Origin of the sequence: Corynebacterium sp. c8Ua_99, assembly GCF_039907185.1 — a bacterium.
Taxonomy (GTDB): Bacteria; Actinomycetota; Actinomycetes; order Mycobacteriales; family Mycobacteriaceae; genus Corynebacterium; species Corynebacterium jeikeium_D.
Genome location: NZ_JASBOG010000009.1, coordinates 74377 through 99280, shown reverse-complemented (window position 1 = coordinate 99280; position 24904 = coordinate 74377). Strand labels below are relative to the sequence as shown.

Annotated in this window: 19 protein-coding genes and 1 tRNA gene; 8 read left to right on the top strand and 12 right to left on the bottom strand. The window is 57.8% G+C overall.

Going from position 1 to position 24904, the window contains the following annotated elements; translation table 11 throughout:
- Positions 1–4 precede the first annotated feature (4 nt).
- Positions 5–1078, bottom strand: a complete 1074-nt coding sequence (locus QKE19_RS06920) for a S16 family serine protease (protein WP_048733327.1) — start codon at positions 1076–1078, stop codon at positions 5–7.
- A 139-nt stretch (positions 1079–1217) separates the two neighbouring features.
- Between QKE19_RS06920 and QKE19_RS06915 the strand changes: the two genes are divergently transcribed.
- On the top strand, positions 1218–2696 hold the full coding sequence (locus QKE19_RS06915; RefSeq protein WP_069359468.1) for a zinc-dependent metalloprotease: 1479 nt from the start codon (positions 1218–1220) through the stop codon (positions 2694–2696).
- A gap of 4 nt (positions 2697–2700) precedes the next feature.
- Here QKE19_RS06915 and QKE19_RS06910 read toward each other — a convergent pair whose 3' ends face one another.
- Positions 2701–3231, bottom strand: a complete 531-nt coding sequence (locus QKE19_RS06910) for a YgjP-like metallopeptidase domain-containing protein (RefSeq protein ID WP_016422236.1) — start codon at positions 3229–3231, stop codon at positions 2701–2703.
- Positions 3232–3299: 68 nt separating this feature from the next.
- Between QKE19_RS06910 and QKE19_RS06905 the strand changes: the two genes are divergently transcribed.
- The gene (locus tag QKE19_RS06905; protein WP_255467777.1) at positions 3300–4235 is read left to right on the top strand and encodes a TOMM precursor leader peptide-binding protein; all 936 of its coding nucleotides are present in this window, start codon (positions 3300–3302) and stop codon (positions 4233–4235) included.
- 26 nt (positions 4236–4261) lie between these two features.
- On the opposite strand, the gene QKE19_RS06900 is transcribed toward QKE19_RS06905, so the two are convergent.
- The 7 genes from QKE19_RS06900 to QKE19_RS06870 form a co-directional block, all read right to left on the bottom strand.
- Positions 4262–6331 (bottom strand): ATP-dependent DNA helicase UvrD2, encoded by a 2070-nt coding sequence (locus tag QKE19_RS06900; protein WP_049191161.1) that lies wholly within the window; start codon positions 6329–6331, stop codon positions 4262–4264.
- 119 nt (positions 6332–6450) lie between these two features.
- Positions 6451–7518 (bottom strand): potassium channel family protein, encoded by a 1068-nt coding sequence (locus tag QKE19_RS06895; protein WP_016422233.1) that lies wholly within the window; start codon positions 7516–7518, stop codon positions 6451–6453.
- A 115-nt stretch (positions 7519–7633) separates the two neighbouring features.
- Complete coding sequence (locus QKE19_RS06890; protein WP_049193358.1) at positions 7634–11128, bottom strand: ATP-dependent DNA helicase; 3495 nt, start codon at positions 11126–11128, stop codon at positions 7634–7636.
- A gap of 2 nt (positions 11129–11130) precedes the next feature.
- The gene (locus QKE19_RS06885) at positions 11131–14481 is read right to left on the bottom strand and encodes an ATP-dependent DNA helicase (protein ID WP_232250854.1); all 3351 of its coding nucleotides are present in this window, start codon (positions 14479–14481) and stop codon (positions 11131–11133) included.
- A 103-nt stretch (positions 14482–14584) separates the two neighbouring features.
- Complete coding sequence (locus QKE19_RS06880) at positions 14585–15436, bottom strand: TIGR02569 family protein (RefSeq protein ID WP_048733339.1); 852 nt, start codon at positions 15434–15436, stop codon at positions 14585–14587.
- Between the two features lie 9 nt (positions 15437–15445).
- Positions 15446–16354: a DUF3152 domain-containing protein gene (locus tag QKE19_RS06875; RefSeq protein ID WP_347890673.1), complete on the bottom strand. Its 909-nt coding sequence runs from the start codon at positions 16352–16354 to the stop codon at positions 15446–15448.
- The gene (locus QKE19_RS06870) at positions 16354–16578 is read right to left on the bottom strand and encodes a DUF3107 domain-containing protein (RefSeq protein ID WP_042388469.1); all 225 of its coding nucleotides are present in this window, start codon (positions 16576–16578) and stop codon (positions 16354–16356) included. Before QKE19_RS06870 ends, QKE19_RS06875 begins: the two co-directional genes overlap by 1 nt.
- 94 nt (positions 16579–16672) lie before the next feature.
- Between QKE19_RS06870 and QKE19_RS06865 the strand changes: the two genes are divergently transcribed.
- Both QKE19_RS06865 and QKE19_RS06860 read left to right on the top strand, forming a co-directional pair.
- Positions 16673–18037, top strand: a complete 1365-nt coding sequence (locus tag QKE19_RS06865; protein WP_187404307.1) for a DEAD/DEAH box helicase — start codon at positions 16673–16675, stop codon at positions 18035–18037.
- Positions 18038–18105: 68 nt separating this feature from the next.
- Positions 18106–19437, top strand: a complete 1332-nt coding sequence (locus tag QKE19_RS06860; protein WP_347890671.1) for a hypothetical protein — start codon at positions 18106–18108, stop codon at positions 19435–19437.
- Here the strand turns inward: QKE19_RS06860 and QKE19_RS06855 are convergent.
- Positions 19434–19892 (bottom strand): hypothetical protein, encoded by a 459-nt coding sequence (locus QKE19_RS06855; protein ID WP_224783785.1) that lies wholly within the window; start codon positions 19890–19892, stop codon positions 19434–19436. The two genes, QKE19_RS06860 and QKE19_RS06855, sit on opposite strands and share 4 nt — an antisense overlap.
- Before the next feature lie 100 nt (positions 19893–19992).
- Between QKE19_RS06855 and QKE19_RS06850 the strand changes: the two genes are divergently transcribed.
- From QKE19_RS06850 to QKE19_RS06840, 3 genes are all read left to right on the top strand, one after another.
- On the top strand, positions 19993–21099 hold the full coding sequence (locus tag QKE19_RS06850; protein WP_347890670.1) for a diacylglycerol kinase family protein: 1107 nt from the start codon (positions 19993–19995) through the stop codon (positions 21097–21099).
- 486 nt (positions 21100–21585) lie between these two features.
- Complete coding sequence (locus tag QKE19_RS06845) at positions 21586–21855, top strand: WhiB family transcriptional regulator (RefSeq protein WP_005511107.1); 270 nt, start codon at positions 21586–21588, stop codon at positions 21853–21855.
- 515 nt (positions 21856–22370) lie between these two features.
- Positions 22371–22443, top strand: a tRNA-Ala gene (locus tag QKE19_RS06840).
- Positions 22444–22900: 457 nt separating this feature from the next.
- On the opposite strand, the gene QKE19_RS06835 is transcribed toward QKE19_RS06840, so the two are convergent.
- Complete coding sequence (locus QKE19_RS06835) at positions 22901–23530, bottom strand: sigma-70 family RNA polymerase sigma factor (RefSeq protein ID WP_016422221.1); 630 nt, start codon at positions 23528–23530, stop codon at positions 22901–22903.
- 98 nt (positions 23531–23628) lie between these two features.
- Here QKE19_RS06835 and ybaK point away from each other — a divergent pair, with 98 nt between their 5' ends.
- Positions 23629–24141: a Cys-tRNA(Pro) deacylase gene (gene ybaK / locus QKE19_RS06830; RefSeq protein WP_347890669.1), complete on the top strand. Its 513-nt coding sequence runs from the start codon at positions 23629–23631 to the stop codon at positions 24139–24141.
- Between the two features lie 39 nt (positions 24142–24180).
- Here the strand turns inward: ybaK and QKE19_RS06825 are convergent, their stop codons facing one another.
- On the bottom strand, positions 24181–24876 hold the full coding sequence (locus QKE19_RS06825; RefSeq protein WP_347890668.1) for an SOS response-associated peptidase: 696 nt from the start codon (positions 24874–24876) through the stop codon (positions 24181–24183).
- Positions 24877–24904 lie beyond the last annotated feature (28 nt).

Below are 24904 nucleotides of genomic sequence, written 5' to 3'. Positions count from 1 at the left end.
AAAACTACGAGCAGGTCTGCGCGGTCTCCGGCTTTTCGATTGCCGCAAGCGCGTCGTCAAGCACAGAGACCTTTACCAACTTCATATCGCCTCGGTCGGCAGTCACAGCCTCTGCGCAATTGCCTTCCGGCACGAAGAACATCTCGGCGCCCTCATCTCGGGCGGCCGAGATTTTGTGTGTAATGCCACCGATTTCGCCCACGTTGCCGGCAGCGTCAATAGTGCCGGTGCCAGCGAGGTGCTGCCCCTCGGTCAAATCGCCTGGACTCAGCTTGTCAATCACTCCGAGCGTCATCATGAGACCCGCAGACGGACCTCCAATGCCGCTGAGCTGGTACTCAACCTTGGTGTCGTCCGCGGATTGCGCCCCCATCCCAACGCCGAGCAGCGCGGCATTCTTCTGATGCGGATTTTCCGCCAGTGTCACAGAAATATCGACGGCTTTCTCGGGGTCAGAGTCCTCGCCCTTAGCAGTCTTCTGCTTGTCGACGGTCGCAGACTTGACCCTCAACGTGACAGTATCGCCCGGGTTGCGTCCGGCAATAATCGCCTTGACTTGCTCAGGCTTGCTTACGGCCACCCCATCCACGGCGAGAATCACATCGTCTTCATGCAGTCGCCCATCGACGGGACTATCCGGCACTGTGTAGGCGACGGTGACTTCCATCGGCAACCCGAGATGTGCCAGCGCAGCGGAGGTGGCGTTGGCCTCTGACTCGGTGAATGCAGCCTTGTTCTCCTCTTCCACCTCGTCCTGACTCTGGCCCGGAGGGAAGACCGCCTCAATGGGGACGATATCGTTGTCACGATCGAACCACAGGCCAATGACCTGCGGCAATGTCAGGTTATGTCTGACTGCGACGGTTGTCATATCCAGCGTGCCCTTAGAGAGTTCGGAGTCCGCAGCACTGCCACTGACCGAGATAATGCTCTTGCCCTCGACATCGCTGAGAACATCGAAGACCGGGCCAGGCCCCTGCGCGGCATAGGGCACTGTCAGCGTTGGCAGCGAGAGCACAGTTGCCAACGCGGCGATGGGCACAGCGCCCGCAACAAGAGTTTGGGTACGACGATTCACAAATAACACCCTACATTCTCGCTATCTGCCTACTGGACACCTGATGAATCTTGTCCGTGTCTGTTCGCTGGGCGCGAAGTTGCCAATAAAGTGGTGCTTTTAAGTACTCACGCGGGTCATTGCCCGGTACGGTGGGAGCATGAGTTCTAACGGATTTGGCTTTGGTCCGAACGACAATGATGACGATCGCGACGACGCTGGCAACAATGACTCCGGTCAGGGCGGTCAGGGCGGCCAGGGCGGTCCTTTCGGTTTCTTCGGGTTTCCCTTCGGTGGCATGGGCGGCGCCGGTGGCTTCGGTTTCGGCGGCCCCGGGCAGCCCGGCAGCGGCGCCTCCGGCAAGGGGGACCAGCCGAACTTGGGCGATATTCTCAACCAGTTCGGCGAGATGTTCTCCGGCATGGGGCAGCGATTCCAGGAGTCTAACTCTGGCCCTGTCAACTACGACGCGGCCGAGCGCGTTGCGCGGACCCGTCTTGGTAACCCGGCTCCGGTGAAGGACTCGGCCCGCGAGGCGCTGACTGATTCCCTGCGCCTGGCCGAACTGTGGCTAGATGACGTCACCTCCCTGCCGGCTGGTGTCAACCGCGTAGAAGCGTGGAATAGCCTGCAGTGGTTGGAGAACACCAAGTCGACATGGACTCGCCTTGTCGATCCCGTCGCCAGCCGCATGAGTGATGCCTCCCTCGAGGGTGTTCCAGAGGAAGCTCGCGAGATGATGGGGCCGATGCTGGGCATCATGCGCCAGATGAACTCGATGAGTTTCGGTACTCAGCTAGGAAATGCGCTGGCGGAGTTGGCACAGACGAGCCTGACTGGTTCTGACCTCGGGCTGCCGCTACACACCACTGGTGCGGCGGTACTGCTGCCAACGCATCTCGTCGCTCTCGCGGAGGAACTCGAGGTTCCAGCGCGCGATCTGTTTATCTACGCCACTGCCCGCGAAGCTGCCCACCAACGTCTCTTCGACCGCGTGCCATGGCTGGCTGAACGCATGATTTCCTCTGTCGAGGAATACGCTGCCGGCATCGTCATCGATTACTCGGCGATTGAAGAGGCCGCCCGCGGTCTGGATATTGAGAACATGCAGGATCCGCAGCGTATGCAGGAGGCTATGAGCGAGCTGCAGAATATGGATCTGAGCCCGAAGATTCGTTCTCGTAACGAGAATGCTCGTACTCGTTTCCAGACGCTGCTAGCACTGGTCGAGGGATGGGTGGACATGGTTGTCACCGATGCCCTCGGTGAGCGTCTATCGGGTGCCGCACAGCTGGATGAAGCCTGGCGTCGTCGCCGCGCCACCGAAGGTGCTGAACAGGCGCTGGAGAAAGCCACCGGCATTGACCTCGGATCCCCCAAGGTGCGTGAGGCAACCAACTTGTGGCACCGTCTGACCACCGCTGTGGGCATCGAGCGACGCGACAAGGTCTGGGATCACCCGGACTTCCTGCCCGTGGCAGAGGATTTGGATGAACCCGCGGCCTTTATTGATTCGGTCCTTGGCGGCTCGGAAAACGATGACTTCGACCCGATCGCAGAGCTTGAAGAGCAGCTGCGCAAAGAGGCCGAAAAGCGCGCGGCTGAGGGCAACGACAGTGACGCCGACGACGATAAGTAGCGAGTTAGCTCTGGGTTCCCCAGCGTTGATACGCCTCTAAATAGCCCCGTGCCCGTTCGTGGTACGGGGCTTTTGCCGCCCAATACCAGAACTCTTCGGTATGACCACCGTCGACGAAAGTGTGCACCAGTTCGTGCACAATGACATCGTCGAGGACGTACCCCGGGACGTCGGCAAGCCTGTGCGAAATGCGAATGCGCCCAGGACTATCGACACCGCCGGTGACGGATGCCCACCTGCGCGACATGTTCTTGACCCATTTGATTGACTCGAACCGCGGGCGATCTTCCAGCACCGTACGAGAGAGCAGCCGTGCGCGGCGCTCCAGCTCGGAATTATCCAGGTTGCTGCCAACTTTCTTCCGCACTCGCGCAACAATTTCATTGACCTGCTGTTTTTCCGCAGCGGCGCTGAGATCGTCCGGAACCATGACAATGATCCGGTTTCCCTCCGCGCGGGCGGACACAGTACGGCGGCGGCGCTTCGAGCGCCGAACCTCAACATCCGGGCCGTACTCAGGTCGCTTGGTGCTCATGCTTTTTAAGCGTATATGCTCTGCGCTGCGATTGCGTAAAAGCTGGCCCCGGGGTAAAAGATATTTTTATGGGGGAATACAGGGATACGTCTCGGGGGCGGGATGGTACGGCTGGCGTAATAGGTTCGCACGCACCCGCTGCACAAACACTTGCCGCGCCTGCCACGGACTACGCGCTGCGGCCGGAGGTACCGATTGTCATGCGCCCAGGCGCGCGGATTCAGTTCGGCGTGGAACCGGAGCGCAGCATGATTCTGCCGCTTTCCGACGGCACCCCGCCGGGGCCTGTCTTCTCGGCGCTTCTTGCAGCTCATAGAGGTAGCACCTTAAGCGAGGCCTTTACTGACAGTCACGACAAACTGTCACCGCAGTTCATTACCGCACTTATCTCCGACCTTCACCGAGCCGCGCTGGTCCAAAAACCACCGACACGGCGGAGGATTACGCTGATCGGTCGGGACAGCTTGCGCACCGGACTTTTAAAGGAGCTTCGTCGCACGGGTTGTGGTAGTTGGACGACGGCAATGTCGCCCACTCGCAATGCGACGCTAAAAATATCTCAATCCACACCGGAAGAGATCGGGCTCGCGGTGGTCACGGGCATGGAAGTACCGAGCATGCCCTTGGTTCGCGCTCTGTTTCATCGTGGAATTGAGCATCTGCACACGCATTTCCGCGATGGGGCACTGATTCTTGGGCCGCTTGTTCAACCAGGTCAAGGGCCCTGCTCGATGTGTTTCGAAGCTTATCGACGAGACCACGACCCCGTCCGGGCACTGATTGCGCTACAGCTTCGCACTTTTACGCCCGTGGCCGCACCGGAATGGCTGAACACAGCGGTGCCACTGTTGGTTGGGCAGCTGCGGCGGCCGGATCTCTCAGATCTATGTGCAACGGAGGTGCGCATAGATCTGGAAAGCCTCGATATCACCCGCACTACTGTTGCTCCCCACCCGCAGTGCCCAGTGTGTGGTCATGGCAACTCGCATATGCAGTTCATGTAATTCGAAGTGCCTTGAGCAGAATCTGACTAGGAATTCACGAAAGAATTGACGATTCCCAAGATGCCTTCGCCGAAATGATTGAGCTTCGCTTCTCCAATTCCGGGAATCTGCAGAAGTTCCTCCGGCGTAGTCGGCTGCTGCTCACCGATGGCCAGAAGGGTCGCATCGGAGAAGATCACGAATGCGGGGACCGTCATTTCCCTCGACATTTCCAAGCGCCATGCACGCAATGCTTCCAGTAGTGCAGGATCCGCACTGACTGGGCACTCTTCACAACGCCCTGAGATCCGCTCGGCATCGGTGTGCAATGGCTTAGTACAGCCCTTGCACTGTTTGGACTGCTGACGCTTACTGCGGGAACTAGAGCTCCTTGAGCTTCGCTGTGCCTCAGCCGAGTAGTCAGAGACATCAATGTCGAGTTCATCGAGGAATCGTGTGCGGCGACGTGACCTGCGGCCGCCTTCTGTCCGCGACAATGACCAAGATAGCTCCAGATGTTCGCGGGCTCGAGTAATGCCGACATAGAACAGACGGCGCTCTTCTTCGATGGCTTCCGCCCCCTGCGCAGGAGAACGGTCGAATTTATTCAGCGCATGTTGGATAGGCAGCGAACCGTCGGTAAGCCCAACGAGGAACACCGCATCCCACTCCAGCCCCTTGGCTGCATGCAGGCTAGCCAGCGTCACGCCATCCAGCGTCGGTGGATGTTTGGCCTGCTGCCGGGTGTGCAATTGGCCGAGGAGCGCCTGGATATTGACCTCGGTGTTGGCATGAACGATGTCTTTACACAGGTCAAATAGGGCGCGTAGTGACTGCCAACGTTCCCTGGCACCAGCGCCTTCCGGCTCTTGGTCAGTCATGCCAAGACCCGCGAAAACCTGCTTGACCAAATCCAACAGATTCGTGCCCTGCAATGTCGGAACAGTCCGTGAGGAACGGGAAACTCGCACAAGTGCAGCGATGGCATCGCGGATCTCGGGACGCTGGTAGAAACCGTCCCCGCCACGAACCTGGTAGGCGACTCCTACCTCGGACAAAGCCTGCTCAAAAACTGCGGACTGTGCGTTGATGCGGTACAAAACGGCAATCTCCGATGCCGGCGTTCCTGCGTCGATAAGCCGCTTGATGCTGCGCGCGGTCGCGCGAGCTTCCATCGGCTCATCGTCGTACTGGTTAAAAGTCGGCTCCGGGCCGTCTTCACGCTGCCCAATCAGCTTCAGCCGCGAGCCGGCGATACGCCCCTGCGCACGGCCGATGACATTGTTGGCCAGCTCGACGACCTGTGGGGTCGATCGGTAGTCCCGCTGCAGGCGGACAACTGTGGCTTCCGGGTAGTCCCGAGAGAAGTTCATTAGGTACTGCGGAGTCGCCCCTGTGAAGGAGTAGATCGTCTGGTTGGCGTCCCCGACAACTGTGAGGTTGTCACGGTCTCCCAGCCAGGCGTTGAGAACTCGCTGCTGTAACGGGGTGACATCCTGGTACTCATCGACGACGAAGCACCGATACTGGTTGCGGAATTCCTCCGCCACTGCACGGGAATTCTCCATCGCACCGGCGGTGTGGATGAGCAGGTCGTCGAAGTCAAGCAATAGCCCGTCAGGAGTGGTTTTTATGTCCTCGTAAGCGTGATAGCAATCGACAATTTTTTCCGCAGACAGAGGTGCCGTGCGCCCATGCTCCCGCAGCGCGGCCTGGTACTGATCCGCACCGGCCAGAGTGGCCTTCGCCCACTCAATCTCGCCCATGACATCGCGGATCGTTTCCTTGGAGGTGTCCAGGCCCACCCGGCGTACTGCTTGGGCGACGACACGGAATTTCTTGTCATCCAACAGCTGCCAGGGCATATCACCGGCGACTTGGGGCCAGAAGTAGCGCAGCTGGCGAAGAGCTGCCGAGTGGAAAGTACGCGCCTGGACTCCAGGCGTTCCCATCTTTGCCAGGCGGTCGCGCATCTCCCCTGCTGCACGCGAGGTAAATGTCACCGCTAATACCTTCTGCGGCTGCACAAACCCCTGGTCAATGAGGTACTTGATGCGATGAGTAATTGTTCGGGTCTTACCTGTACCGGCTCCAGCAAGAATGCACACCGGCCCCATCGGAGCCGTTGCTGCCTCGCGCTGGTCTGGATCCAGCCCAGCTAGATAATCCGGCTTGTTCACATCCGCCTCTGAGTAAGTCAAAAGTTGTTAGACCCCATTTTTAAACTGGTCGAGTGCTATTCGTCATTGCTGTAGACACGGCGGACGTACAGCAGCCGGTCGCCTGGCTCCACCGACTCACACTCCGGTGAATCAATTCGGTACAGCTCACCCGAGCGCACCACGCCGAGTGCAATATCCGCGAGGTGCCGTGGGCTGGCACCGATTTCCTCTTCGGTGACCAGCCTCTCTGCAACAGAGAATCCTTCATCCGGGCTCAGGAGGTCTTCCATCATCTCAACCACCGAAGGAGTCACCGTGGCCAGCCCCAGCATTCGGCCGGCGGTTTCAGAAGAAATAACCACTTGGTCTGCACCTGACTGCGTCAACAAGTGGCGGTTTTCTGATTCACGCACCGAGGCCACAATTGAGGCACCCGGCGCCAACTCACGGACCGACAACGTGACCAGCACCGCTGTGTCATCTTTGTTCGGTGCAACGACTATAGAGCGGGCACGCTGAATACCAGCTAACTTCAGCACATCGGATTTGGTAGCCGACCCATGCACCGTCGCCAAGCCTTGATTCGAAGCGTGATCGAGTGCTTCCTTGTCCGTATCAATAACAACGATTTCTGCCGGATCTACGCCGTCCGCGAGAAGAGCTGCAATGGCAGAACGACCCTTGGTGCCGTATCCGATAACGACGGTGTGGTTGCGCAACTGTCTCCTCCAGCGCTGAATTTGCAGGGTTTTCCGAGATTCTTGGGTCAAAACGGTCAGAGTAGTACCGACCAAGAGAGCAAGGAAGGCCACGCGCAGTGGCGTAATGATCAAAATATTGAGTAATCGAGCCCTCTGTGTCACCGGCGTGATGTCACCGTAACCCGTCGTCGACAGGCTGACAGCCGAGTAATACACCGCATCGATGAAGGTGAGAGGCTCCGTATATCCGTTGCGGTCGTAGTAGACCACGACGGATGCAATCAGCAGCAAAAATACGGCGTAGTTCAAACGACGTATGATTAGCCGCCAAGGATTCTTCGGCGCGGACTCAGGCAGGCCAATGACTCCCAGCAGTGCATGCCCGGGAAGATCATTGAGCCCGGTTTCGTATCCCGAAGATTTCCGAATTGGATTACGCAACCGCTCCTCGCCTGCCTTTCATGAAAACTCCTCCCGGTGAAAAATAGCGCATACAAACTGCTGCTTTCACCTGGATAACTGGCCACGGCCACGCGGCAGTTACATACGTAGATGATTATCCAATCAGCTCGCGCATTTTCCTGTCTAACTCTATCCTGCTTGGCAGTAGCGCTTCATCTGGTATTAGCGTCCGTCCTGCCGAAACGTAGAAGAACCCGGCTTCAATGTCTTCGGGGGCAGTTTCCATTCCCATCTCGCGCAGCCTATCCGACCACGCCAGGCGGTAAATCGCCAGCTGTAGCGCCGCTACTTCCCTTTCCTTTCCGCGCGGCATCTGGCCTGTCTTCCAGTCAATGACGCTCCACTTCCCGTTGTCGTTAAACACCGCGTCGATTCGGCCGACGACCCGCCTCTGCCCGATGGCAATTTCAAACGGCACCTCTACATGCGTTGGCGTGCGGTCAGCCCACACAGATGCCTCGAAGTTCGCCTTCAATTTCTCCAGTTCGCGTTCGGACGCGACTTGTTCTGTGCCGAGGAAGTCATCCAGTTGATCCCCGAAGAGATCCTCATCGTCCAGCAGACTGTGTGCACCGAAGCGATTCTCCAACCAAGCGTGGAATGCCGTACCTCGGCGCGCGAATCGGTTTGGCTTAAACGGCACCGGGCGTGCTTTCCGACGAGCAAACGCGACCGGATCCGCAATCATCGCTTGGTATTCGCTAGTGGACATGCTTGTCGGCATTGGTAGATGAATCTCCGCGGCCTTAGCTCGAAGGATTTCATCCACGAGAATGGTCGTTTCCGTTTCCCATACCTCAGACAGGTCACCTGCAATGGGGCGCTCATCCTGGTCTTCGCCCATGTAGCGCATGACGCTTTCGGCTGCTCGCTGCACACTATCTCGGCGGTTGCCCAGGGTATCGACGGGCCAGACCACCCCATCAACCGCAGTGTCGCAGTCCAAATCGACTTCAGTGTCCTCTACCTCAGGGTCCTCCCCATCTGTCCACGACACCACATAGTCACTGAATTGAGTGGCGATGGCTGCGAAGTCCGCCGACACGTCGGTGGGTTTCTTCAAGCTCGGATTAGGCCGCCTGCTTGCAGTGACAATGAGCTTTTTCGCGGAGCGAGTCATGGCAACGTAGAAGAGGCGCTGTTTTTCTTCCCTCTCCACTTCTCGCAGCTCTTCCTTGTAGGCTTTGATCACCTTGTTGAGGTCGGTCTGGTTATCGGTGCCTGATATGTCCAGTTCGGGGGCGTTGCTGTCGACAGAATCAGCGACAGGAGCCCAATCGCCTGCTGCAAGCTGCGTTGCATCCTCTGTTGTTTCTGCACTAGCCGTTAGCGGATCCACTTGAGTAATTGCGCCAGGAGGAAGCTGAACTGAATTGGTCAGCCACGATGACAAATCAACTCTGTCGAACTTGCTAGTGGTGATGCCCGGAACAGCAACCGTTTCCCACTCCAAGCCCTTTGACTTGTGCATAGTCATGATTTGGACACAGTTTTCCGGCATGTTCATAGGTGCCCGTTCCAAGCCATCATCGTGTTCGACAGCGAATTCCAGATAGTTCAAAAACCCTGTCACATCGTCCGAGATATTTTGAGAATACGTCGCAGCGATATCGACAAACCTATCCAGATGTGCGGTTGTCGGCCTGGTTATCGCGGTAGCGGAACCGTACTGTCCAGCCGCTGCTTCTACGCGAATTCCAAACTCAGTAGCGATGTCCTCGACCAGTTCCGGCAGAGGCTTATTCAGCGAGAACCGGCGTAGTTTTCGTAGGCTTGCACCCAACTGTGCGATGCGCACCATTGCTTCATCTGTGTAGTTCAGTGACTCGCTGCAGACCAACCGCCCATTTTTTTCCACACTGCCGCGCGCCAGCGGGGTGCCGTCGTAAAAACGAATATCCGGGTCGGCGATGGCGTGCCCCAGCCCCACCGCGGACGATGCTGCTTCGGCATCTTCCACGAGCTTGTCATACTGGCGAGCGAGCTGGGAAAGCGGTGAGGAGTCTGAAGTTTCTTCGACGTTGCCCTTCTTGCGGGCCAACTCGTCCTTTCCTGCGATTGCCAGCTGATCTACACGAGTGCGAAGTGCCTCCACGTCTGCGGCACCCAAATTGAACTGTGGGCTGAGTAGCAGACGCAGAGCATCCTGGTCTGAACTGGGGTCGACCAATATCTTCATCACCGAGGTGATATCCATGACCTCGGGCAAGTGCAGTAATCCAGCGAGTCCTACAATGATTGCAGGCACACCCCGCTCAGACAGTGCATCTAAATAGACAGCCGATTCAGCATTTGTCCGAACCAGGATGGCGGCATCGAGCTTGTTGCCAGCTGCTTCACATTCGCGTAATTGCGTCTCCATGCAATCTGCGATGTATGCAACTTCTTCCTCACCGGTTGCAGTGAAAGCAAGCTGCACCTCGCCCTGGCCTGCTTTTGGCCCTGCATCCAGTGCCTCTACCGTACGAGCCTGCCCCGCAAAAGCACGGTCGGAGACTGCGTTAGCAAGCTGCAGCACTGACTGCGGGTTTCGCCAAGAAATGGTCAGTTGCTTTTTCTCCGCTGGCTGCCCATCCGACCGCGGAAAATCATTGACAAACTGCACAAGGTTTTCGGCCGTTGCTCCTCGCCAGCCATAAATTGCCTGCATCGGATCGCCGACAGCGGTGACACAACCACCGGAGAACAGCGCACGCAGGAACAGCCGCTGTGTGTGCGACGTGTCCTGGTACTCGTCGAGCATGATGATCTTAAAGCGACGCCGCTCCTCCTCCCCGACTTCCGCGAAGTCGGTGGCTAGCCGGGCCGCCCGAGCCATCTGCATACCGAAGGTGGCGACATTTTCTTCATTGCACCGAGCTCGAACCTGCTCTACCAGCGGCAAAATCTCTAATCTCTCCCGCTGCTTATCGACGATGCCCTGTAGATCGCCAATTAGTCCCTCGCGTTTACCCTTCTGCGGGGTCTGCTCAATATTGCTGATGAACGCTTCGGTTTCCTCGCGAATCGCCTGCGGGGTAGATAAGTTTGAGTCGATGTTCGACCCCAGCTCAATAATGCGACTGGCCAGCGTTGATGGCGCAATATCGACATCAATTTCGGTCACATTGCGAGCTGTTTCCCAGGCCAACTGCCACTGCGTCGCGCCATCCATAATGGTGACCCCCGGCTCCGTCGGCAGCAAAAGACCATAATTGCTCACGACTTCAGAGGCATAAGCATCGTAAGTAAGCGTGGTTGGGGCAATGACCTCGAGGCTTGCTAATACCTCTGGTGAAGCTTGTGCACGAAATGCAGCGGAGGAAGCAAGCGCATTCAGCTGTTGGCGGATACGGACGCCGAGCTCGCGCGCTGCCTTCCTGGTGAAGGTCAAACCTAGAACTTCTTCTGGGCGGATAAAGCCGTTGGCGACCAACCACACAACACGGGCAGCCATTGTCGCTGTTTTACCAGCACCGGCACCGGCGACAACAAGCATTGGTTCCATCGGTGCACCGATTACCGCCGCTTGTTGCGGGGTGGGCGGAAAGTCCTGCCCCATCATCTCCGACAGGGTGACGGGATCAATGATGGTTCGTTCCTCCGACATGACTACCGATTCCCTTCTGCTGCCGGGCACGCCTTCGAAAGCGTGCAGAACTTGCAATGATCACCAGCGAGCGCCAAGGCACGCGGGCCAGACGTCGCACGTGCTACCTGCTCTACGCGACGCTCCCAGTCAGCCAACTTGTCTTCCGTGAGCTTTGACTGTTCGCGGCTAGTGATAATGGTCTTATTGTGTGACTTTCGCGGAAATACCAGGTATGCCCCAGATTGTTCAATGCCTTCGCCGTTGTCCACAGCGAGCCCATCTCCGCTTTCAACGAGCTTCCCCTTCGACAGCGCTAGTTGATATGTAGCTAGCTGTGCGTGTCCTTCTACTTCTTTACCGGAGGGCGCTGTCTTACCGGTTTTAATATCGACGATTTGAACTGCACCATCAGCGTCTTCAATCAACCGGTCGATTCGTCCGACAATCACGATGTCATCGTTGATGTTGACATTTACTGGGACCTCGGTTCCGATATCTTTCTTAGTCTCAATCCACCGCTGCCAATCCTCCAGCCCGGTCAACCAGGTCTCTTCCTCAGTACGCTTACGCCACTCCGGATCATCGGACAGGTCCCCAAAAACACGCCGGATCTCAGACTGAGCCTCAGGCACAGTCACTCCCTTGGCGACTGCTTCTACCGCCTGATGCAGTAGAGAGCCCAGATACATGGCCGATGTCGGTGCTGATTTATCCAACATGGCCTTCAACGGACAACTCAGGGTTGCTTCCACCTTGGAGGGATTGATCCTCATCGGCTTCTTGTCATTTACCGGCTTCGAAGTCGACGGTGCACGGAGCCCCCACCAGGTGTCTGGATGTGCGCCAGCAACCTCAACCTGCGCCAATCGCGCGAGTTGACGTGCAGCTTGTCGACGCCGCGTCTCAGTCTCCGCATCGTCCACAACGGCTGCACGCAGTTCTGCCAGCAGTGACTCCACAGAGAGCACCCGTGGCAGGCCTTCACCGGCCCATGCGACATCTTCTGCCTCTGCAACATCCGGATTGCCGGCGTTTGCTTCATTAGCCGTAGCCCCGACTCCGTTCGCAGACGACGATGCTTCCGACTGTTTCACCAGCTCCGTCACCGAATTACCGAGCTTTTCAACGAGCTCGATAATAAACGGACTGGGAACTCCAACATCGTCAGGAGAATCGACTGCGGTCAGCAGTACCCTGTCGCTCGCCCGTGATACCGCGACGTGCAGCAAACGACGTTCCTCCGCCAGCGCATCCGCCATGGAATTGATGTACTCCCGCGGCTCAATTCCGTGATCAACGAGACCGATGAACTCGTTCTGCTTCATCACCGAGCCAGTCACACCGAGGCTGGGCCACTGGCCTTCCTGGACTCCGACAACTGCTACTGCTTTCCACTGCCTGCCCAGAGCCGCATGGGCTGAGAGAATGCGCACGGCATCGCGCTCTACCCCGCTACGGTCACGTGCGCCGATGGGCAGCTCCTGCTCTTCCACAGAAGCGATAAAACCGTCAACCGTCAGTTTTGGATTCAGCTCCACACGGTCACCAGCAAAGTCGAACAGTGCCATCACAGCATCCAAATCGCGGTCAGCCGATGCGCCAGCTGTACCGCCGCGCAACGATGCCGCCACCAGATGGTCTGCCAAACCAGTGGACTGCCAAATTGCCCACAAAGTTGCTTCCACACCATCGCGCAACGCTTCACGAGCTGCGCTCAACAGATCCAGCGGCACCTGCAGCGCCTGACGTTCACGCTGCGACAGAGACTCAATAAGCTCCAGATGTTCAGCTGTGAGTCCCTCTGCCTTCAAGATTCCGATGAGCTGAGTCATCGCGGCCCCGCCGAACAGGTCGGCCTTTCGGATTCCGCGCAGCAGACGCTCTTTGACAATCGGATCCATGTTGACCAATGGGCCGGAGAGGAACTCGTCCCACTCCACGTCATCGAGCTGGTTCATAGTTGCCCGCAACGCCACCATCAGCGCTCGCACCAATCGCTGATGACTTAGCACGATGTCCGTTGGGTCAATCTGCACAGGCACACCCGCACGCGACAACGCACGGAACAGAGAGGACTCCCCTGCACCGGACCGGACGATGACCGCCATATCCTTCCATGCCACTCCCTCGTCAATATGAAGGCGCCGGAAGTAGTCCGCGACTGTGGCTCGCTGTGCACGTTCAGAAGGATGAATAGCTATTTTTACTGCACTTTTAGCTGCGTACGAGTTTTCCGCTGCGACGGTATCGCTGTTGTTTCCAACTTCGGATTCACGAGCTTCCTGTGCTCCAACTGAACCGACAATGCCACGGTATGCAGGAGCCTTAGGCAAGCGCTGAGAAACTGCGTTGACTAAATCCGCGATATCAGCGTTACAGCGGTAAGACTGCTGCAAGTGGATTGCCTTGCACTCGGCCTCACCAGTCCTCCGGAGATAGTCATTATTAGCACCGCGGAAGTGGAATACCGATTGATCTTCATCACCAGTAATGACGGCTACCGCCGCCTGCGACACAAACCGATCCACAAGACGCGCAGCTTCCGGGGATAGGTGTTCAGCATCATCGACCAGCACCACCGACTTTCCCCACCGAGCCAGTGCTTGCGCGTCTGCATCCAGCTCCATCAATGCCGCAGAGACAATCTCTGCAGCGTTCAGGCTGGGCTCCCACGCCAACCGCATAGTCTGCTGATACTCCGCCATAAACTTGCCAGCCGCACACCACGACTCAATGCCATAGTCCACGCCGAGCTGCTGAAGCCTCGGGGCATCAATCCCCCGCTCAGCTGCACGCAGCAGAAAGTCACGAACTGCACGGGAAAAACCGACTAATGGGAGAGCCGGGCGCAACCGCTCTGGCCAATACGCACCACCATCTTCCGCATGTCCGGCCAAAAGTTGCCGCACGACAGCATCTTGGCGTGCACCAGTGGTCAACGATGGTTCAGGCTCTCCCCGACTCACGGCGGCATCACGTACTACTGCATAGGCAAGTGAATGCACGGCACGCACCATGCCACCTTGGCCTGCCCCGACCGAACCGCCTTCCCCCAGTTCAGAGGAAAAACGCCTGTCAATATCCCGCCTCAATTCCGCAGCGGCCTCTTTTGACTGTGACACCACCAAAATACTGTCCGCCGGAATGCCCGCCTGCATGTAGTCCACCGCGAGATCTGCCAGCAGCGAACTCTTTCCAGTCCCTGGGCCGCCTAAAACGCGCACAACAGGCTGGTTTACAAGCTTGTTCTCTACCACGAGCGCCTGATTATGGGAAGGGAAAAGCGCCTCTACCGCAGTACCCAACCACTGCCGACGACGAGGAGGTTCCTCCTGGACGAACCGAACCTTCGGCATTCCATCTACGTTCATGTGCACCATTGTGGCACAACCTCCGGACCGATACTCGAACACCCATTCGAAATAAGGAGAAAAGTACCCCCGTCCCAAAAACTCCCGTAAATACTGCCCGGCGTTACTTAGACACAAACGCGCGAACTAGCGAAGCCGCGCGGAACAGACCGCGATACGCACTCGGCTGCGATTCTGGACTAACAGCGTGGACAAAAAGTCGATAACACATCGCACGAACGAGCAACTGACCGAAATCCGGCAGGTGATCGAAGCGCCGCAGTAGCTCCTCATCAGCCCCCATCATGGACAGACAATCCACTGCCGCCAAGGCAGCTGTCCAACCACGGACATGCCACGCTGGCACGATATCGGTGAGAACCGGGGCGGCCGTGCCGTCGTAAAGCAGCGTGCCGACGAGGTCTGCGTGACAGACCTGCAGAAGCTCCGTTGGCACAACCATCTCTGCCCGCAGCTGGAGAAGATCACCGGAGATCGTGAGAGCCTCGGCACAATCGGCGCGGGGGACGCTATCCGCGTCGAGAAGCTGCTCGAGGATGCCGATTGGGTCAGAGTCCCAAGCTGCGCGATTACACATGACGAAGTAATCGGGCTCTTTATCAAGGAGGAACTGTGGCCGTTCAATACTGGCAAGCGACTCTTCCACGCGACCAGCGGCCACAATGGTTTCATCGGCACGTGGCGCGAATCCCCCCGGGATGAAATGACGAGCCTGCCACCCAGCAATGACTAAGCGGCCGTCACTGGTACGCACGGATTTCGCCACTCGGACGCCATCGACATCTAGCGCACTGCGAACCTTTGCAGACCACAGCGCCTGCGCCGAATTATGTACCGGCGAAAGGACAATGGAATCGTCGTAGACCCAGCCATTGTCCCAAGCTCGCCCGGCACGATGCGGCTCGCCCTCGGCACCAAAGGCCTCTAAAACACGGTCGGGAGGAGTGGCGATCATAATCTGCTACTACCTTGCTTTCTGAGTCGGTGCGGCCGTATCGTCGTCCGCCCCAAATGGGTACGGCCAGCCGTTGACAGAACACGTCTTACCATCGACCTGATAGACCTCGCTGCTGTCGATTTTGTGCAGTTCATCGTTCGACACGCTCAGGGTCTGCTGCATCATGATTGGCGCGATACCGCCGTCCCTCGGACAGGGCTCGTGAACCGCGTACCCAAGTCCGTGACCAACCTCGTGATTAATAAGGTATTGGCGATACAATCCCAGGTCCCCCTCAAAAGGCAGGGCACCTCGAACCCACCGGGCGATACTGACGACCACGCGCCCAGGCTCACCTTCCCGCTGCCCAGACAGGTAACAGGAGGTCTCCATTCCCAAGGTGTTGCCGCACAGCTGATGTGCGGTTCCAGTCGCGGAAAGCTGCACGACAATCGTCGGATCCTGGTCGCGAGGCACTGCCTCGAAAGAAAAATCTGGATTAGCTGTCCAGCCACGTGGATCGGCCAGAATCGAGTTCACCGTCTCTGCAAAGGCGCGCTCGCCACCAATCGAAGGAACATCAATGTTGTCTTCAATTTCCACGGAATACCTGACCGCATTGTCGCGCCCCTCCCCAACACGGGGATGCGCCACGGTAACATCTTTAAAATGTCCCGAGGGTTCCGTGGCAAAGGCCGGACCGGGTGGCAACTGCCCTCCCTCGTAACCATCACCGTATCCCTCACCGGGCACCGGACCAGGGCGACCATTGCCACTCTGCGAGGCGACAGTGCCAGTGCCGGAACCTGAAGAATCATCTTCAGCAGTGAAGATGTCGAAGAGAATGATGACTGTGAGCACCACAAGTACAGGGATGGCATAGGCTCGCCACCCCCAACTCCTTGCAATGCGTACGAGAAAGGGTTCTTGCGTCATTAGGCGAAGAAGCCAACCTTACGGTCTGCGTTATTACCGGTACGGACGTAGGCGACCTTGTCAGCATTAATCAGGTACTCCTGACCAGCGCCGTCGCTGAGCTCAATCACACCTTCGCCAGCAGCCAGCTTCTGGGAGATCGCAGCCTTGACCTCCTCGCCACCAGCGACGTTTTCAATGTTCAGCTCACGCGTATTGTCTGCAAATCCAATAGTGATGTCCATAGGTGACATCATAACCATTCCCAAAGCGGCTAGGATTAGAGAGACCGATTAAGCCGTCGTGTCACGTGAGGTTACAAACAGCAAAGGAGTCGCCGTGGCAGAGTCCCAGTCCCCGACATTCGTCGAATTGGGGGTCGCCGCGGAAATCTGCGACGCACTCGCCGACGAAGGAATCACCCGCACATTTGCAATCCAGGAACTGACGCTGCCCTTGGCGCTCGACGGCACGGACATTATCGGCCAAGCCCGTACTGGCATGGGAAAAACTCTTGGTTTTGGTGTCCCCCTTGTTGACCGCGTCTTTGATGACGCCCGCATTCCAGAACCGGATGGCACTGCCCGCGCAATCATCATCGTCCCCACCCGTGAGCTATGTGTGCAGGTCGGCGAGGATTTGGCCCGCGCTGCGCACTCAACCAATCTGCGTGTGTGCACTATTTACGGTGGCCGCCCCTATGAGGAACAGATTGAACAGCTAGACCGCGGTGTGGACATCATCGTCGGTACTCCCGGCCGTCTCATCGATCTTTACCAGCGCAATAATCTAGAGCTGTCAGGCGTAAAGATTTTGGTTCTCGACGAGGCCGATGAGATGCTCGACTTGGGCTTCCTGCCGGACATCGAGAAGATTCTGGCTGCGGTGCCAGATGAACGTCAGACCATGCTCTTCTCGGCAACAATGCCGGGCCCAATTCTGACTCTCGCACGTACCTTTATGAATCGCCCGGTGCACATCCGCGCTGAATCAGGCGAGGAAGAGGCCACAGTCCACGAGACCACTAAACAGATTGTTTTCCAATCGCACCAGATGGATAAGGTCTCGGTCATTGCCCGCATCCTGCAAGCCAACGGTCGTGGTCGCACCATCATTTTTGCTCGCACGAAGCGCGGCGCCGCCTCGGTTGCTGAGCAGCTCGGCGAGCGCGGCTTCCTGGTCACTGCCGTCCACGGCGATATGGGCCAGCCTGCACGTGAGCGCTCGCTGACGGCGTTCCGCAATGGCGACGTCGACGTCCTGGTCGCAACCGATGTCGCGGCTCGCGGTATCGATATCGACGATGTCACCCACGTCATCAACCACCAGGTGCCCGATGACGAAATGACCTATGTCCACCGCATCGGCCGCACCGGCCGCGCGGGACACAGCGGTGTCGCCGTTACGCTCGTCGGCTGGGATGAAACCACAAAGTGGAAGGCTATTTCAGATGCTCTCGACCTGGACATGGCCGAGATTCCGACGTGGTTTTCCACCTCCCCCGAGCTCGCTGAAGCTCTAGACATCCCCGAGGGGATCGATGAAAAGGTCGGGCCAGCCCGCCCGGTGTTGGGTTCCAGACCACCTCGCGGGCGTGGCGGAAGAGGCCCGCGAAACAACCGCTCACAGGCTCATCATCGCAATCGCGGCCAAGGACGAAGCTCAAAGCGGGCCGGCCACTCCAATTCTCATCGTCGCAGCTAGGCCGCTGCGCGTGCCAACTCCCCGCCTCACCTCTCGCCACGACCACTCGTCGACAGGACATTCCAACCGTGCTGCAGTCACCACAAGCCAACGCTGAGCCCACCACTGCAGAGACCCGACTGCGCCGCAATCGAATCGCATCAGTAGTTCTCATCATCGCCGTAGTGCTAGTCGTCGGTTGGACATGGGTCGCTTCTCCGGCTCGTAAGGTCGATCGCACTGAATCCACGGCACCGACGAGCAGCACAGCGCAAGCCCCGGCCGCGAACGATCCGGAGGCAATGCCACATACTCTCCGGCCGGTGTGGTCCACTGAATCGTCGGCAAGCACAAGCACGCACACCATCTCCCCGGCGCCACTGGTGATGGACAACTCCCTCATCGTTGCTGAGAACAAGGGCGTGCGTGCTATCTCGCTTAACGACGGCACGGAGCGCTGGCACTATCGACGAGATATTCCGCTTTGTGCGCTCTCGGGCAGTGATGGCCAAGTTTTCGCGACTTTTCGTGGGGCAGCTGGCTGCGGTGAGACCGTTGCACTCAAGCCCGACTCGGGGCAGTATGTCGCGACCCGTAAATCGATTGCGGCTGACAGCCCTGCCGCCGTGCGCTCGAACTCATACGCGGGTGTCTACGACTCTGGATTCCTGGAGCTGTGGCGCTCTGACCTGGTCCGAGTAGTCGAGTACGGCAAGATTCCAGCGTCTCCGGAACCGAAGATGCAGCCGCATCCGGAGTGTTCGATTATCAGTGCGCTCACGCGCGTGGAGCTGCTGGCCGTCGTAAACAACTGCGATGGTCACGGGCGCCTGGTCATGCAGGCGGCAAATCCGGAGGAGTCTCGGAAACCGGAGGTCAAGAGCGATATTGACCTTGGTCCGGTAACTGCAGATATGTCACTGGTATCGATTGGCCAGGACACGGCGGCGGTACTGTCAGACAATCGCATCCGAGTTTTTCGTATGGACGGCACGATGCTGACTGAATTGGCGCTGGATGAGACTACCCTGCGCCCAGCACCGGTGGAAGCTAACTCCAACGGCGATGCCCCGCGTGCGCCTTTTACAACGGATCTTCCCCATCACATGACGTGGTGGTCGCCGCGTGGTTTACTGGGCTTCCGCCCGAGCACCCTGGCGCCGGATTTCGAGTTTCCTGAGGCCACAGGAACCCCAGCTCCATGGGGTGAGCATGTTTTCATGCCAGTCGCTGACGGAGTCGCGGTATTGAATGCCAAGACTCTCGAGATTATCGGCACACTCCCGTTGCCTGCAGCTGCGAAGTCCACTCATGCAAATAATGCGGACAAGCCGGAAGTGCCCGTGCGCCTTGCAGTTGTCGGTGACACGCTACTAGTTCAGCGCGGTGAGTCAGTCGACGCGTTCGCCATCGAAGCTTAGAAAGAGCGGGCAGCCCAATCAATCGCCTTCGGACTAAACATACAGGCCAGCGCAGCAATTGAAGCTGCCGCCGTCGGTAGAGCAAGCAGAAAAGCGCTCGAGCGGAACATGTAATAGGCCACGCCCAGCAAGCAGAGGTTGAGCATAATAATCGGCCCGCGCCCCCATCGGGCGCCACGCAGCAACATAATCGCACCAGCGAGAACAGCGCCGAAAATGAGAAGGAACCACAGCGCGGTACCCCAACCGGAAATGACCGCGGCCTCGTCGCGGTACCCCATCAAATCACGAATGAGAAGGAAGATCCCGTAGCCCAGACCGAGGGCACATTCGGCGACACCAATCCACGCACCGACCATAACAACCTGAGGTGCGGCGATCGGCCCGTCGGCTGCCGCAAGCTGGTCGGTAGTACGCGATTTGGGCGCATTGCTGCTGTTTTTCTGGTTACTCACGCCCTACATGTTAGCCCGGTGCGAACCGATGAATACACCCTGGAGGCATACCGGCTAATGCGCCCATCACAAGTCTGCTCATGCACTATTCTTGGTGCCTGTGCGTGCGTTGCTAATCTCCAATCCGAATTCGACCAGTAACACTGCTCGACGTATGCCCGGCGTTGTGCGGGCGCTTCGCTCGGTCGAGGGGATTCGCTTGACATCCATGTTTACCGCCTACCCTGGCCATGCTGCGGAAATGGTGGCGGGTAAAACGGTTCGCGATTACGACGTCATTATTTCTCTCGGCGGCGACGGAACCATTAACGAGATTGTCAATGGGCTCATGAACTCCAACCCATTCTCCGCACTGCCTGCCACTGACCTGCCTGCCATCGCGACAATTCCCACCGGCAGCGCCAACGTTTTGGCAGGTGCGTTGGGTATTCCCCGCGACCCCGTAGATGCCGCGTGGTACATCGCAAGTCTGCTGCGCTCCCGAACCCGCAGCACTATCAGCGTTGGACATGCAGCGGAGCGATGCTTCGTGGTCAATGCCGGTATCGGCATTGATGCGGAAGTCATTTCCACCATGGAACAGCTCCGACAAAACGGTACCCGCGCCAAAGCCGTGCGCTATTTGCCGGCAATTTTCACCGCATGGAATCAGTTGCGCAAAAGCCCGCCACAAATCACCGCAACTATCGACGGCACGGAGTTTGGCCGTGATCTCGCAATGGCCGTGGTGTCCAACTCCAATCCCTGGACATTCCTCGGCGACCTCCCCATCGTCACCAACCCCACTGTGTCCCTACGCAGGGGCCTGGGCTTTTATGGCTTCACTTCCCTGAGGGGAGTGACGGGACTTGTCGCCGCAGCCAATTTAGCCGGTTTCTTCACCCGACTGCGTTCCCCCTTCCACGTCGAAGCCCGCGAACGACGCGTCGACAACGTCCAGCACATCGAGCTCACCGCTACTGCCCCACTTCGTCTCCAGTTGGACGGCGAGTACATCAATCAGTGTGAGTCCCTCAACATCCGTGTTAAGCAAGGCGCTATCAATTTTGTGGCGCGTGCCGACGATTACACCGAGGACCAGTTCACCAAGAAAGTCGCTACCCGCCCCGTGGACGAGCGCTTGCTCGTTGTGGTGACCAAAAAGGTCATGGATCGCACACGCCGACTGTTCAGTACTAGCCAAAAGACCGAGGCAAACCCGGCTTAAACTGCAACTGTTTACTGACAAGCCAACAAAAATGCGCCATACACCCTCACTACTGCAATTACCAAAACTAATTTTACCCCCACAAAGGGCTAGTTTTGACCTGGCGTTTTAACCAAAACTTCACTTTTCTGTGAGGTTTGGCACTTTTATTCATTTTGCTCTTTACGAACCGTCCCAGTCGTGAAAACATGTAAATCGTCAGCGAGACAGGCACGCAGTTCACTGGTTGTGTAACCATGCAAGTCTCGCCTTTTTAGGCGCAAACTCTTTGGTGAGTCCCCACTACCTTTCACGCCGTATAGGCGATGGAACAGGTGGCCCCTCCCAAGATGCCTAATACCCCTGGGCAACCGGGAATGAACCCCAAACCTTCGTTGAGATACGGCGATTTGTCGTGTCTGACGAAATCCATTTCCGGAGCTGCCTTCCCGCAAGGAAATTTAACCCTGCCCTCACCCGGGGCTCGTAATGTTTTAGGAGTTTGTCATGGATTGGCGTCACAAGGCCGTTTGTCGTGAAGAGGATCCGGAGCTGTTCTTCCCGGTCGGTAACTCCGGCCCGGCTCTCGCCCAGATTGCTAAGGCCAAGGTCGTTTGCAACCGTTGCCCCGTTACTGCTCAGTGCCTGGCCTGGGCACTTGAGACCGGCCAGGATGCAGGTGTCTGGGGCGGCATGAGCGAGGATGAGCGTCGCGCACTGAAGCGCCGTCGCAACCGCGGTCGCACTCGCCGCACTCGCACCAGCACCGCAGTCTAATTAAAAGACTTACCCTCTTACCGTGTAATCTATACCGGTTGATACCTGTTTAACCCGATAGAAAGAGAGCCCAGCTATGAGCAAGCGTGGCCGTAAGCGCAAGGACCGTCGTAAGAACAAGGCTAACCACGGCAAGCGTCCGAACAGCTAAGTTGCCCTTAGTTGCAGCAGTCTTAGCCATCACCGGCTAAGACATCTCACTCCACCCCGGCACAACTCGGTATTGCACCGAAGGACGGGGTGGAGTTTTTTATGCCTCCAGCGGATACCTCAGCGGGTAGCAGATTTGAAAGTGACTAGGTTTATGACACATGAATTGAATTCACCCGCGGTTTTTTGTCATAAACCTAGTCACTTTCAACACCTTTTCGATGCCTCGTCGATACCGCATCCTCGCTTTCCGGATTAACCATCCGCCGGAACCTTACCAGCGAGTTTGGAGCCCAAACCCCACCGGAGTAACGTCTGAAAATAGAGCTTTTACAGCAGCTCCAGCTAGGTTGCTCGAAAGCAATGGGGCTATAGCTCAGTTGGTAGAGCGTCGCGTTCGCAATGCGAAGGTCAGGGGTTCGATTCCCCTTAGCTCCACAAATAGCTCCACAAAAATATCCCAGGCCACATCACCGTGACCTGGGATTTTCCCATTACGCATTACCGCATTACCGTATTACGCAACATCGCATTAAGCATCAAAGGAATACGCGCCAAAAGATGACGCACCAAAACCTAGCCGCCAGCAGCTACCTGCGGTACTCCACCCGCGTATAGGACACACGAATCCGAGTGGTAATGCGCTGACGGAGGTCCTCAGGGGCAGGTTGCTGGCAGCACCGGCGCAGCAGCCGTCGTATAGCTTGCTCGGAACCGAACTCTTCCAAGCACTGAGGGCATTTGTGAATGTGTTCCTCGAGAAAGCGGCGTTCCTCCGAATCACACTCTCCATCCAAAAATGCGTGTAGGCGCGAGTGGACATCCTGACAGAAAGCATCTTCACAGGCGTGCCCGCGCTCTGGCGTCTGCTCCATATCTTGGCTCGACTCTCGGCTCATCGCGGAGAATCTCCCTTCTCTTCTTTCAAGAATCCACGTTCCACGGCTACGTTGTGCAACGCGTCTCGGAGCTGTTTTCTTCCACGGTGGAGCCGACTCATCACAGTTCCGATGGGCGTGCCCATGATTTCGGCGATTTCCTTGTAGGGCAATCCCTCGACATCGGCGTAGTAGACCACCATCCGGTAGTCCTCTTTGAGGCTCATCAAAGCGTCACGAATTTCCTCGTCAGGAAGCTTTTCCAGCGCTTCAACCTCAGCAGAGCGCAGCCCTATCGAAGTGTGCGACGCGGTTTCCGCGATCTGTGAATCCGTGATGTCATCGGTGGCGTACTCGGCAGGACGTCGCTGCGCCTTGCGGTAGTTGTTGATGTACGCATTCGTCAGAATGCGGTAGAGCCACGCTTTCAGGTTCGTGCCCGGCTTGTAGGAGCGGAAGCCCTGAAAGGCCTTGATATAGGTCTCCTGCACCAGGTCTTCGGCATCGGCGGGGTTGCGTGTCATCCGCAGCGCCGCTCCATAGAGCTGATCCAAAAGCGGCATGGCATCACGCTCAAAGCGCTGCGCAAGCTCCTCATCCGACTCATCAGTCCGGATGGCCGATGTTCCTGTCTGATCACCTGACATGCTACCTATCCTAAAACATCCGCACCCACGAGTCGGCCAGACCCCCGTCACCAGGCATTTCGTCGCGTAGCTGCACTGGTGTGCAACGATGGGAAATTATGTCGAAGAAGTCCGCCAAGAAATCCGCTGCCGCCACCCCGGCAATCGCCGTCTGTCAGAACGCCGGAATCGACTTCCACGTTCACCAATTCCCCCACGGCAGCGCCAACTTCGGCGAAGAGGCCGCCTCTTGGCTACTAGAGCATCTCGGAGTCGAGCCCGAACGCATCTTCAAAACTCTCATTATCGAGCTATCCGGCAAACGCACTGGGCTGGCCATCGCCGTCGTCCCCGCCACCGGAATGCTCAACCCCAAGGCCGCCGCCGCTGCTGTCGGGGCTTCCAAGGCCATGATGGCCGACCCCCATGACGCGTCACTTGCCACCGGCTACGTTCCCGGCGGCATCTCCCCGCTTGGCGGTCGCCGCAAGCTCCCGACTGTCATTGATGAGACAGCTACTCTCGCCGACACGGTGTTCGTCTCCGGTGGTCGCCGCGGGTGGGACATCGAACTGTCACCCGCTGATCTGGTTTCGCTTTGCGACGCCACGGTCGCCGACATCGCCCGCTAATCCGGCGGCTACTCCTGCAACCTCCCCACTGATACGACCTTAAAACAGCTCCTCGTTGTGGCCGGGTGCTGCTCCATCGGGCCCATTCAGCAGGTGCGGCCCTTCATTCGCAACATTGCCGACGGCGCGGTTGACCGGTCGGATGGTCAGCTTGTCCACCACTTCTGCGCTGGTCATGCCAACATCTCCGTCTGCTGCCCAGGCCGAGAGATCCAACCAGTCACTGACTTCGTCGTCGGCAAGCACGCGCGGCATACGATGATGAAGATCCGCGAGCTGTCCCACGGCGTCGGTGGTGAGAATTGTGGCGGAAACGATATCGCCCCAGCGCGCCCACAGCCCCGCGACGGTGAAAAGCGGTGCGTCATCGCCGAAGCTGACGAAGTAGGGCTGGCGATTCTTCCACTCATACCAACCGTTCATGGGGATTGCGCAGGGCAGGCTGTCCCGGAAAGTCGGTTTGGACTGCCAGGTTTCCGCACGAGCATTGAAGAAAGGTGTTGTTGGCACTTCGCGGGCCCACTGCGGAATTAAACCCCAGCGCACGGTGGCAGCAATGGTTCCTGTGCGGCCGGGGTGCTCGCGGGCAAGAGCAACTATTGGCATGGTCGGTCCGATGTTGTAGCGGGAGGTGGGCAACGGGCCGTCGGCACGCACGGGCGCCAAACCGGGAATCTCAGCCGTGGTGCTGAGCAGTTCTTCGGCGACTGTGAAATTGACGAAACGACCACACATACCAACTGATTGTGCCGTTGACTCCCCC

Bases quoted from the DNA above. Each gene is read 5' to 3' on its own strand.
- QKE19_RS06915 (WP_069359468.1), top strand. From the start codon at position 1,218: ATGAGTTCTAACGGATTTGGCTTTGGTCCGAACGACAATGATGACGAT.
- QKE19_RS06910 (WP_016422236.1), bottom strand. From the start codon at position 3,231: ATGAGCACCAAGCGACCTGAGTACGGCCCGGATGTTGAGGTTCGGCGC.
- QKE19_RS06905 (WP_255467777.1), top strand. From the start codon at position 3,300: ATGGGGGAATACAGGGATACGTCTCGGGGGCGGGATGGTACGGCTGGC.
- QKE19_RS06900 (WP_049191161.1), bottom strand. From the start codon at position 6,331: ATGGGGCCGGTGTGCATTCTTGCTGGAGCCGGTACAGGTAAGACCCGA.
- QKE19_RS06890 (WP_049193358.1), bottom strand. From the start codon at position 11,128: ATGTCGGAGGAACGAACCATCATTGATCCCGTCACCCTGTCGGAGATG.
- QKE19_RS06885 (WP_232250854.1), bottom strand. From the start codon at position 14,481: ATGAACGTAGATGGAATGCCGAAGGTTCGGTTCGTCCAGGAGGAACCT.
- QKE19_RS06880 (WP_048733339.1), bottom strand. From the start codon at position 15,436: ATGATCGCCACTCCTCCCGACCGTGTTTTAGAGGCCTTTGGTGCCGAG.
- QKE19_RS06875 (WP_347890673.1), bottom strand. From the start codon at position 16,354: ATGACGCAAGAACCCTTTCTCGTACGCATTGCAAGGAGTTGGGGGTGG.
- QKE19_RS06870 (WP_042388469.1), bottom strand. From the start codon at position 16,578: ATGGACATCACTATTGGATTTGCAGACAATACGCGTGAGCTGAACATT.
- QKE19_RS06845 (WP_005511107.1), top strand. From the start codon at position 21,586: ATGGATTGGCGTCACAAGGCCGTTTGTCGTGAAGAGGATCCGGAGCTG.
- QKE19_RS06835 (WP_016422221.1), bottom strand. From the start codon at position 23,530: ATGTCAGGTGATCAGACAGGAACATCGGCCATCCGGACTGATGAGTCG.
- ybaK (WP_347890669.1), top strand. From the start codon at position 23,629: ATGTCGAAGAAGTCCGCCAAGAAATCCGCTGCCGCCACCCCGGCAATC.
- QKE19_RS06825 (WP_347890668.1), bottom strand. From the start codon at position 24,876: ATGTGTGGTCGTTTCGTCAATTTCACAGTCGCCGAAGAACTGCTCAGC.